Raw genomic sequence first — 12,032 nt, 5'->3', positions numbered from 1 at the left:
GGTATTCTAAGAACACACGTCTTAAATGACATGGTTAATTAAAAGTTTGATGTCTTGTTGATGTCTTCAGTTTTCAAGGTGCGAGTGTCTCTATCGAGACTGAGAGACGAGCTCTCAAAACTGAACGATGGGCATGTCCCGTAAGGGACGTTTTCCTTAGAAAGGAGGTGATCCAGCCGCACCTTCCGATACGGCTACCTTGTTACGACTTCACCCCAATCATCTACCCCACCTTCGACGGCTGGCTCCTTGCGGTTACCTCACCGGCTTCGGGTGTTGCAAACTCTCGTGGTGTGACGGGCGGTGTGTACAAGACCCGGGAACGTATTCACCGCAGTATGCTGACCTGCGATTACTAGCGATTCCGACTTCATGCAGGCGAGTTGCAGCCTGCAATCCGAACTGGGAACGGCTTTATGGGATTGGCTCCACCTCGCGGTCTCGCTGCCCTTTGTACCGTCCATTGTAGCACGTGTGTAGCCCAACTCATAAGGGGCATGATGATTTGACGTCATCCCCACCTTCCTCCGGTTTGTCACCGGCAGTCTCCCTAGAGTGCCCAACTGAATGCTGGCAACTAAGGATAGGGGTTGCGCTCGTTGCGGGACTTAACCCAACATCTCACGACACGAGCTGACGACAACCATGCACCACCTGTCACCATTGTCCCCGAAGGGAAAACTTGATCTCTCAAGCGGTCAATGGGATGTCAAGAGTTGGTAAGGTTCTTCGCGTTGCTTCGAATTAAACCACATGCTCCACCGCTTGTGCGGGTCCCCGTCAATTCCTTTGAGTTTCAGCCTTGCGGCCGTACTCCCCAGGCGGAGTGCTTAATGCGTTAGCTTCAGCACTGAGGGGCGGAAACCCCCCAACACCTAGCACTCATCGTTTACGGCGTGGACTACCAGGGTATCTAATCCTGTTTGCTCCCCACGCTTTCGCGCCTCAGCGTCAGTTACAGACCAAAGAGTCGCCTTCGCCACTGGTGTTCCTCCACATCTCTACGCATTTCACCGCTACACGTGGAATTCCACTCTTCTCTTCTGTACTCAAGCCTTCCAGTTTCCAATGGCCCTCCCCGGTTGAGCCGGGGGCTTTCACATCAGACTTAAAAGGCCGCCTGCGCGCGCTTTACGCCCAATAATTCCGGACAACGCTTGCCACCTACGTATTACCGCGGCTGCTGGCACGTAGTTAGCCGTGGCTTTCTCGTAAGGTACCGTCAAGGTACGAGCATTTCCTCTCGTACGTGTTCTTCCCTTACAACAGAGTTTTACGATCCGAAAACCTTCATCACTCACGCGGCGTTGCTCCATCAGACTTTCGTCCATTGTGGAAGATTCCCTACTGCTGCCTCCCGTAGGAGTCTGGGCCGTGTCTCAGTCCCAGTGTGGCCGATCACCCTCTCAGGTCGGCTATGCATCGTCGCCTTGGTGGGCCGTTACCCCACCAACTAGCTAATGCACCGCAAGGCCATCTCAAGGTGACGCCGGAGCGCCTTTCATCAACGGACCATGCGGTCCGATGAACTATCCGGTATTAGCTCCGATTTCTCGGAGTTATCCCAATCCTTGAGGCAGGTTCCTTACGTGTTACTCACCCGTCCGCCGCTCATTCCGCTGCCTTCCCTCCGAAGAGTTCCGTCAGTTTCCTGCGCTCGACTTGCATGTATTAGGCACGCCGCCAGCGTTCGTCCTGAGCCAGGATCAAACTCTCCATGAAGTGTTTGACTTGCTCGTTGTTGTGACCGAAGTCACGATTGACGAAGCTTGCGCTTCATTCGTTTTTGTATTCCGTAGAATACGATTTTTGCCTCATCGTTCAGTTTTCAAAGTTCGTCCGCGCCTGTTTTGGCGACTCAATTAGAATACCAAGTCTGAAACAAGAAGTCAACAACTTTTTTCAAATTGTTTTTCTCATTTGTTTCAAGCGCTTGTCGTTGTTAAGGACATGTAATAATATATCACGCGTTTTATTATTGTGCAACACTTATTTTAAAATTGTTTTTAAAATCATGAACAAGCCTCTTGAACCTTACGATTCCGGCTCAAGAGGCTGTGTATTCTCTATTAATCCATCAACTGAATAATACTATGTTGTCGTTCTTCCATTAAATCAATGATCGTCATCCGTCCTTGTTCTTCATAGGAAATGACAGGCCGATCAAAGACTGGATTCTTTCGCGTAATGGTTGCAATCTTTCCGTTACTCATCAGTACGCGATCACCAACTTCTATTGGTAGAAGTAATTGTCCGAGCAATAGTACATACTTTGAGCAATATTGCATCGGTCTTGCTTTTAAATGACGATAGGCATCAAACGGCGTATATGCTTCCCGGTACGGACGCCAACTCGTCATTGCAGCAAAAACATCCGCTACGATGAATAACCGTGTGTGATCTGCGATCTTATCTCCTTTTACCTTTAAAGGGTAACCTGTTCCGTCTAACCGTTCATGATGTTGAACAATTAAACGATTGACTGTATCAGAGATGATCGTCTCTTTTTGCAAGGCTTGATACGCCATAGCCGGGTGACGTTGAAAAATTTCTTGTTGCATTGCTTCATATCGTTTCGTGTGACGCCATTCCATGATTCGTGCTAGTCCGTAATCCGCAAAATAGGACGCCGTCCATAGTTCATGAATCATTTTCCGTTCTTTTCCGACTGCTTCCGCCAGCATTTGAGCGACTGCCCCTCGATAAATGGCATGTCGCACTGTATAAGCTTCAGTTCCCCGCTCTAGGAAGAATGGTAAGACATCTTGTCTCGTAATTCGTTCTGGAACGGACTGTTTGACCCAGCTCAATGCTTCGTATACATTAGGCTTCATTCCCTGTTCCCACGACATGAAGACTTTATTGTAAAAGCGAATGAATTCTTCAAAAGGATGTTCTACATGGGCTTCAACCGTTTCAATCTGTACTTCTTCATCTGCACCGAAATCAGGTCGATCTTCAATGACGACTTCCTTAATTAAGAAACGCTGGATTCGTCGTAACTCATCGGTCCCTATTTTTTTCCCTGCTTCTACGATCGGATGATCCGTATGTAAATAGATCGATTCGGTTAAACGATCCCCGATGCGTAATTGGTCACTTGCCACTCGCATATCGCTTCGTTCCTTTCTCTTCTTTCTATATATGTAGATATATGTAGATAAAAGCAGCAGAGTAGTATCACTCTGCTGCTTCCTTGCTGACGTCTTGCTTATTCTTCCGCTTCTTCTGAAGCATCCGATTCGACTACATTCTCTTCAGACACGATGTCCGTGTCTTCTTCCATTTCATCAGTTTCTTCTCGTTTCAGTTTCGCAACCGTTGCAACACGGTCACCTTCTTCAATTCGAATGACCTTCACCCCTTGGGTATTCCGGCCGACACGTGAAATGTATTGCGAGTCTGTCCGAATGACGATCCCGCTCTCTGTCATGATCATGATGTCATCATCAACATCAACGATTCGCATGGCTACGATTTGACCGACACGTTCCGTCACCTTACTCGCGATCAATCCTTTACCACCACGAGACTGGCTACGGAACTCGGTCATCGGTGTCCGTTTACCGAATCCTTTTTCCGTAATGACAAGAACATCTTGGGCATCACGTGCAAGTTCCATCCCGACGACGAAATCGTCTGGACGTAACGTCATCGCTTTGACACCACGAGCGCCACGTCCCATCGAGCGGACATTCGTGATTGGGAAACGAATCGCCTTCCCACTTGTTGAAACAGCAAAGACTTCATCGTCCGTCGATGCGAGACGAACCGATGTCAACTCGTCGTCTTCAAACAATCGAATCGCAATCAAACCGTTTTTGTTGATCCGTGCGTACGCAGACAACGGTGAACGTTTGACGCGTCCTTTACGTGTCATGAAGATCAATGATTTTTGCTCATCTTGAACGACTTCTTCCGTTTCGAGCGTTTCTTCCGTCTCTTCAATCTCTCCTTCGATCACCTCGACAGGTGCTTCAGTTGCTTGTTGCTCCTCGAGATAACGTTTGAAGTTGACTGGAATCATCGTCTCGACCTTTTCGTCGCGTTCGATTTGAATGAGGTTGATGATCGGCACACCTTTTGATGTCCGGCTCATCTCTGGTACTTCGTATCCACGAATCCGGTAGACTTTTCCGCGGTTCGTAAAGAATAGGATTGTATCGTGCGTCGAACAAGACAAGAGACGCGTGACGTAATCCTCGTCGTTCGTTCCGATTCCTTGAACCCCACGTCCGCCGCGGCGTTGTGTCCGGTACGAATCCGTCGTCATCCGTTTGATGTAGCCACTGCTTGTCAACGTGATGATGATATCCTGTTCCGGAATCAAATCTTCGTCTTCGAATTCGATGTGGTCCATGCGGATTTCCGTCCGACGTTCGTCGTTGAAACGTTCTTTCAACTCTTCAAGTTCTGTCCGGATCAAATCAAGCAAGACTTCCTCACTCGCAAGGATGCGGTTCAGTTCCGCGATCAATTGCATGATTTCGTCATACTCTGCTTCGATCTTCTCCCGTTCAAGACCTGTCAGGCGTTGCAAGCGCATATCGAGAATCGCTTGTGATTGTTTCTCAGATAACGCAAAACGCTCCATCAACTGTTCACGTGCTGCGTCTGCTGTCCGGTTCCCACGGATGATTTGAATGACTTCATCCAAATGATCGAGTGCAATCCGTAGACCAGCGAGCAAGTGTTCACGCGCTTCAGCTTTTTCGAGATCGAACTGTGTCCGACGACGCACGATTTCTTTTTGATGCTCGAGGTAATGATAAAGCATTTCCTTGAGCGTCAATGTTTTCGGACGTCCTCCGACGATCGCAAGCATATTGACACCAAACGTCGTTTGCATCGACGTCTGTTTATACAAGTTATTTAAGATGACGCTCGCATTCGCGTCACGACGAACTTCCATGACGATGCGCATACCGCGGCGATCTGACTCATCCCGTAAATCGGTGATGCCTTCAATCTTTTTCTCGCGAACGAGATCGGCAATCTTTTCAACGAGACGGGCTTTGTTGACCTGATAAGGCAGCTCCGTCACGATGATCCGTTCGCGGTCTTTTTTCGTCTGTTCGATTTCTGCTTTCGCGCGGACGATGATCGAGCCACGTCCTGTTTCATAAGCGCGACGAATCCCGCTCCGACCAAGAATTTCACCAGCTGTCGGGAAATCAGGTCCCGGAATGTGCTGCATCAGTTCTTGGATCGTGATTTCTGGATCGTGCGACAAGGCTAAGACACCATCGATGACTTCGCCGAGCTGGTGCGGAGGAATGTTCGTTGCCATCCCGACCGCGATCCCGCTCGAACCGTTGACGAGTAAGTTCGGGAAGCGTGACGGTAAGACTTCCGGTTCGCGTTCCGAACCATCGTAGTTATCTTTGAAATCGACTGTGTTTTTGTTGATATCGCGAACGATCTCCATCGCGATTTTTGACATACGGGCTTCCGTATATCGCATCGCAGCCGCCGAGTCTCCATCGACCGACCCGAAGTTTCCGTGTCCATCGACGAGTTCGTAACGGTAGCTGAAGTCTTGCGCCATGCGGACCATCGTGTCATAGACGGCAGAATCCCCGTGCGGGTGATACTTACCGATGACTTCCCCGACGATACGGGCAGACTTTTTATGTGGTTTATCGGCACGAATACCGAGGTCGTTCATCGCATAGAGAATCCGGCGGTGTCCGGGTTTTAAGCCGTCCCGTACGTCCGGAAGAGCACGTGCGACGATGACGCTCATCGCGTAGTCCATGAAGGACGTACGCATCTCTTGACTGATATTAATATCCTTGATGATTCCGTGATTTTGTTCGGACATGCTTCTGGCCACCCTCTCTGTTCAGCGTTAAATATCCAGGTTCTTGACGTAATGTGCGTGTGATTGAATGAAGTCGCGTCGTGGTTCGACTTGATCTCCCATCAAGATATCGAAGACTTCATCTGCTTCGATCGCATCCTGAAGCTCGACACGTAACATTTGACGACCACTTGGATCCATCGTCGTTTCCCAAAGTTGCTCTGGATCCATCTCTCCAAGACCTTTGTAGCGCTGAATGTCGTACCGTGCGTTTTCAGGAAGCGCTGCAAGCGCCTCTGTCAATTCACGTTCGTTATGCACGTACGTAATGTTCTTCCCTTGTTTGATCCCGTATAGCGGTGGCTGAGCGATATAGACATACCCATGCTCGACAAGCGGACGCATGTAACGGTAGAAAAACGTCAACAAGAGTGTCCGGATGTGGGCACCATCGACATCGGCATCGGTCATGATGATGACTTTATGATAGCGTGCTTTTTCGATATTGAACTCAGAACCGATACTTGTTCCGAGTGCTGTGATGATCGTCCGAATCTCATTGCTTCCGAGAATCTTATCGAGACGTGCTTTCTCAACGTTCAAGATTTTACCGCGAATCGGTAAGATCGCTTGGAAATGACGATCGCGTCCGGATTTCGCAGAACCACCCGCTGAGTCACCCTCAACGATGTACAATTCGGAAATCGATGCATCACGTGACGAACAGTCGGCCAGTTTACCTGGAAGGGAACTGACTTCGAGAACACCTTTACGGCGTGTCAGTTCACGGGCGCGTTTCGCTGCCATCCGGGCGCGTGACGCCATCATCCCTTTTTCGACGATTGCGCGTGCATTCGTTGGGTTTTCGAGCATGAACTGCTCAAATGCACCAGAGAAGAGTGAATCCGTAACCGTACGCGCGTCGGAGTTCCCGAGTTTCGTTTTCGTCTGACCTTCGAACTGTGGGTTCGGGTGTTTGACGGAAACGATCGCTGTCATTCCTTCACGTACGTCCTCACCGGATAACGTACCGTCTGCATCCTTCATCAAACCGAACTTCTTCGCGTAGTCATTGATGACCCGTGTCAAAGCTGTCTTGAAGCCGGTCTCATGCGTACCACCTTCATGCGTCGGGATGTTGTTCGTGAACGAGTAGATGTTTGACGCAAATCCGTCGTTGTACTGAAGTGCAACTTCGACTTCGATGCCGTCTTTTGTACCGTGTACATAGACGGGTTCCGCATGAACGACTTCTTTTGAACGGTTCAAGTGTTCGACGTAGGACTTGATCCCACCTTCGTAGTGGAAGCTACGCGTCATCGGCTCATCCGCACGATCATCCGTGATGATGATCTTCAAGCCTTTGTTCAAGAAAGCAAGTTCCCGCAGGCGTGTCGCTAGCAAATCATAGTCATACTCGAGCGTCTCTTGGAAAATCTCACCGTCTGGGAAGAAACGAATCGTCGTTCCTGTCTCTTCTGATGTTCCGATGACTTCGAGATCTTGCGCTGGTACACCGCGATGATACGCTTGGTAATACAGCTTCTCGTTCCGTTTGACGAATACTTCAAGTTTCGTCGACAGGGCGTTAACGACCGAAGCCCCAACACCGTGTAGTCCACCCGATACTTTATATCCGCCGCCGCCGAACTTACCACCGGCGTGGAGGACTGTTAGGATGACCTCAACGGCAGGACGACCCATCTTCTCTTGAATGTCGACTGGAATACCGCGTCCATTATCCTCGACTAAGATCGAGTTCCCTGGTTCGATCGTCACCTTGATCGTGTCACAGTATCCTGCGAGCGCCTCATCAATCGAGTTATCGACGATCTCCCATACGAGGTGATGGAGACCCTTTGATGCCGTCGAGCCGATATACATCCCTGGACGTTTACGAACTGCTTCTAATCCTTCAAGTACTTGAATCTGATCGGCACCGTACCCTTGTTCCAATTCCATATCTTCATGATTACTCATCGGTTTTCTCACCTACTGTTTCTTTATATGATGTCTCTTCCAAATCGACCGTCCCTTGTTTCACGTGGAACAACTTCGCTTGGTTGATCGTTTCATGCGCAATCCCGTCGACGCTTGTCGTCGTCAGGATCGTCTGGACCTTTTGTTGCATCGTATCGAGCAAATGTGTTTGACGATGATCATCAAGTTCGGATAAGACATCGTCGAGCAGAAGAAGTGGATATTCCCCTACTTCCTCATGAATCAATTCGATCTCCGCAAGCTTTAACGAGAGGGCTGCTGTCCGTTGTTGTCCTTGTGAACCATACGTCTGGACGTTTCGTCCATTGACTTCCATCTCGAAGTCATCGCGATGTGGCCCAAACAACGTAACTCCTCTTCGGATTTCATTTTCTTTTATTTTACCAAACTTCCGCGTGTAGGACGCAGTCATTCCTTCGACATCGAGTAATTCGTCGCCGAATGTGTCCGAACGATAGATGAGCGCGAGTTCTTCCTGTCCACGACTGATTCCGTCATGAATCGGTCGTGCCCATTTTTCGAGCTGGGCCATGAAATGATGTCGGCGCTGAACGATTTTAACGGCTAGCGTAATCATTTGCTCCGTCAAGATATCAAGGAAGGTCTCGTCTCCTCCCTTCATGGACAGTTGTTTCAGCAATGCGTTCCGCTGCTTCAACACTTTCAAGTACTGGCTCAATTCATGCAGATAGACCGGACTGACTTGACCGATCTCCATATCGAGAAATCGTCGGCGGACTTGTGGACTGCCTTTGACGATATGCAAATCTTCCGGGGCGAATAAAACGATGTTCAGTGCCCCGACATAATCACTCAAGCGTCGTTGCTCTAGATGATTCAGCTTTGCTTTTTTCCCGCGACCCGAGATGACGATCTCTTGAACATGGGAGCCGGTCCGCTTGACGACACGTCCTTCGACGCGCGCTGTTTCTTGGTCCCAACCGATCAGTTCCTTGTCATGCGTCGTCCGGTGCGACTTCGCGAGAGCAAGAACATAGATCGCTTCCAATAAGTTCGTCTTCCCTTGTGCATTTTCACCAATCAGGACATTCGTTTTTTCGGAGAATGACAGTTCGAGTGCGTCATAGTTGCGATAATGACTGAGTCGGACTGAATCCAGCCGCACGTTAGTTGCCCTCGTTCTTGATGATGAACTGACCGTAGTCTTCTACATCAATGATGTCTCCATCCCGTAATTTACGACCACGTCGCTGATCGACCTCGCCGTTGACTAGAATCGGTACCTCTGCTAAAAACGGTTTAGCTTGTCCTCCGCTTGAGATGATATCCGATAGCTTCAGGAACTGCCCTAATGTGACGTATTCCGTTGTAATTCTGATTTCTTGCATGGATTGACTCCTCCTACCTACATATTATAAATGACGTACTCTTTATTGTACTAAACATTGAACGATTTAGCAAAATCCCCGAACGTATATACGGTATACGAAAAAGACGGGTCCGATGTCGAAACGATCGAACCCGTCTTATCACGTATTTTGTGTTGATGCTTACGCCGTCCGGACTGGAAGAATCAGTTGCAGGACGTTATCTTGATCGACTGGGTGCAAGATGAATGGACGAATCGAACCCGTGAACTGGATTTCGATATCTGTCGCGTCAAGCGCCTTCAAGGCGTCCATCATGTACTTCGAGTTGAACGAGATTTTTAGCTCTTCGCCTTCAAGCGAGAGGATGCTGACTTGCTCCGAGACTTTCCCGACTTCTGGTGAATGTGAAGAGATCTCGACCGCTGTCGTTCCTTCAGCTGCGAACTTGATGACGTTGTTACGGTCCTCACGTGCAAGCAGTGACGCGCGATCGATCGCTTGGAGCAATTCTTTCGCGTTCATGCGGACAGCTGTCCGGTACTCTTCCGGAATCAAACGTGATGTATCCGGATAGTTTCCGTCGAGTAGACGCGAGAAGAAGAGGACGTGCTTCATCTTGAACAAGATTTGTTGGTTTGTGATCGTGATATCCACATGACCATCCCCAAGCAACTTCGATAATTCATTTAAGCTCTTACCAGGAACGATGACGTTCTGGAACGAGATATCTGTATCTGTCTCAAATTGAGCACGACGAAGGGCTAGACGGTGACTATCTGTTGAGACACACGTCAAGATGCCTTTATCGGCTGAGAAGTTCACACCTGTCAGAACAGGACGTGTTTCTTGAACAGCGACAGCAAAGCTTGTTTGGCGAATCATCGAACGTAAGAGATCAGCCGGTAAACGGAAACGTTGTCCCCCATCGACTTGCGGAAGGCGTGGGAACTCATCTGGATCAAGACCGTTCAAATGGAATTCCGCTGTTCCTGACTGGATCCGTGTCATGAAGTTCGGTGAGACTTCAAGTGTGACTTCGTCTTTTGGCATCTTTTTGACGATATCGCCGAAGAAGCGGGCATTCAAGACGACACTACCTGCACGGTGAACCGTGACATAAGATGTTCCATTCTCTTCTGCATAGATCGTCCGTTCAATCGAGATTTCCGTATCGCTTCCTGTCAGCGTCATACCATCTCCATGAGCTTCGAGTTTGATTCCTGTCAGAATCGGAATCGTCGTGCGGGATGAGACCGCTTTGGCTACATCTTGTACTGCTTGAATTAAAGCTTCGCGTTGAATGGTGATATGCATATCGTCGTTAGACTCCTCTCGAAAATAATGGGCATGCGCCCATCATAACATAATAATATATTTTTTTAATAATAGTCTTAGGGGCTGTGGATAGTGTGGATAAGTCGGTGGATAACTTGATATAAAGCCAAAAACGGTGTGGATAAGTTGTGGATAACCACCCTACTTTATCCACATGTTTATCCACAGTTTTATGAATGCTTCAATTCATGTTTGATTTGTTCGATGACTTTTCCCGTTTCCCCGTCCGATTTGATCAACATACTGATCTTTTCATGGGCATGGATGACGGTCGTATGGTCGCGTCCCCCGAATTCTTCTCCGATTTTCGGTAAAGAGCTCTCCGTCATCTCGCGTGAGAGATACATCGCGATTTGACGTGGGAAGGCAATCGATTTCGTCCGTTTTTTCGCCTTCAGATCATCAAATGGTAAATTGAAGTGCTTACTGACCGACTCCTGGATGTCACGAATCGTGACTTTACGCGGTTCAGCGACCGGCATGATGTTATGCAAGGCTTCCGCAGCGACATTTGGATCAATTGGTCGTCCGACGAGATTCGCATAGGCGATAACGCGGGTTAACGCTCCTTCGAGTTCCCGAATATTCGTATCAATTTGACTTGCGATGTAGAGCATGACTTCGTTTGAGACGTCAAGTTGCTCCGCATTCGCCTTTTTCCGTAAGATCGCAATCCGTGTCTCGAGATCCGGTGGCGTGATGTCGGTGATTAATCCCCATTCAAAACGTGAACGAAGCCGATCTTCAAGCGTTGGAATCTCTTTTGGTGGTCGGTCACTTGAGATGATGATTTGTTTTTGGTCGTTATGCAGGGCATTGAATGTGTGGAAAAACTCTTCTTGCGTCTGTTCTTTGCCCGCAAGGAACTGGATGTCATCAATTAAGAGGACATCGATGTTACGGTATTTATTTCGAAACTCAACCGTCTTATTATCACGGATGGAGTTAATGAAGTCATTCGTAAAGCGTTCAGAAGAGACATAGGCAATCCGTGTCCCGAGATTTTGATCTTGAACATACTGTCCGATGGCATGCATCAGATGGGTTTTGCCAAGACCAACGCCACCATAGATGAAAAGCGGATTGTATGCTTTAGCAGGCGCTTCCGCAACAGCAAGTGAAGCGGCATGCGCAAAACGGTTCCCCGATCCGATGACGAATGTATCGAACGTATACTTCTCATTCAATTGTCCGAGTTCACTCATCGTCAGTTCCTCTGTTGGTCTCCGCATGTTCGATGGACGCGATTTCGGAGTCGGTGTTGCCTCAATACGTTCCTCTTCTTGTCGATCGAGCATTTTCTTCGCTTGTCCCTCTTCAATGAACTGAATATCGAGTCGGCTTCCTGTTACTTCCTCAACTGTGTCTTCGAGTAAAGATAAGTACTGGCGCTCGAGCCATGTCACCGTAAACGCAGCTGGTGCTGAAACGAGTAGTGTCGTTCCATTTAGCGTGACGCCTTCTGTGGATTTCAACCACATATCATAACTAGCTTTCGGTGTTCGTTCCTCTTCCTCGATCACAGATAAGACATTATGCCAAAGTTCGGCAGCGTTTTTCAT

7 protein-coding genes and 1 rRNA gene are annotated in these 12,032 nt (G+C 48.6%); all 8 read right to left on the bottom strand.

Features of this window, described 5'->3' with window-relative positions:
* Positions 1 to 160: 160 nt before the first annotated feature.
* Positions 161 to 1,722: ribosomal RNA gene (locus tag K7G97_RS00040) — 16S ribosomal RNA — on the bottom strand.
* A gap of 347 nt (positions 1,723 to 2,069) precedes the next feature.
* Positions 2,070 to 3,113, bottom strand: a complete 1,044-nt coding sequence (locus K7G97_RS00035; RefSeq protein WP_223041087.1) for an HD-GYP domain-containing protein — start codon at positions 3,111 to 3,113, stop codon at positions 2,070 to 2,072.
* 98 nt (positions 3,114 to 3,211) lie between these two features.
* Entirely contained in the window at positions 3,212 to 5,824 is a 2,613-nt protein-coding gene (gene gyrA / locus K7G97_RS00030; protein ID WP_035395430.1) for a DNA gyrase subunit A, read from the bottom strand.
* Between the two features lie 27 nt (positions 5,825 to 5,851).
* On the bottom strand, positions 5,852 to 7,765 hold the full coding sequence (gene gyrB, locus K7G97_RS00025) for a DNA topoisomerase (ATP-hydrolyzing) subunit B (RefSeq protein WP_200864062.1): 1,914 nt from the start codon (positions 7,763 to 7,765) through the stop codon (positions 5,852 to 5,854).
* A 10-nt stretch (positions 7,766 to 7,775) separates the two neighbouring features.
* The gene (gene recF / locus K7G97_RS00020) at positions 7,776 to 8,930 is read right to left on the bottom strand and encodes a DNA replication/repair protein RecF (protein WP_023469866.1); all 1,155 of its coding nucleotides are present in this window, start codon (positions 8,928 to 8,930) and stop codon (positions 7,776 to 7,778) included.
* Between the two features lies 1 nt (position 8,931).
* Positions 8,932 to 9,153, bottom strand: coding sequence for a S4 domain-containing protein YaaA (gene yaaA, locus K7G97_RS00015; protein WP_023469865.1), 222 nt, complete (start codon positions 9,151 to 9,153; stop codon positions 8,932 to 8,934).
* Between the two features lie 162 nt (positions 9,154 to 9,315).
* Positions 9,316 to 10,449 (bottom strand): DNA polymerase III subunit beta, encoded by a 1,134-nt coding sequence (gene dnaN, locus K7G97_RS00010; RefSeq protein ID WP_023469864.1) that lies wholly within the window; start codon positions 10,447 to 10,449, stop codon positions 9,316 to 9,318.
* 191 nt (positions 10,450 to 10,640) lie between these two features.
* Entirely contained in the window at positions 10,641 to 12,032 is a 1,392-nt protein-coding gene (gene dnaA, locus K7G97_RS00005) for a chromosomal replication initiator protein DnaA (protein WP_223041086.1), read from the bottom strand.

Origin of the sequence: Exiguobacterium acetylicum, assembly GCF_019890935.1 — a bacterium.
Classification (GTDB): domain Bacteria; phylum Bacillota; class Bacilli; order Exiguobacteriales; family Exiguobacteriaceae; genus Exiguobacterium_A; species Exiguobacterium_A abrahamii.
Note: the sequence above shows the minus strand (reverse complement) of the source record. Positions and strands in the feature narration are given on the sequence as shown.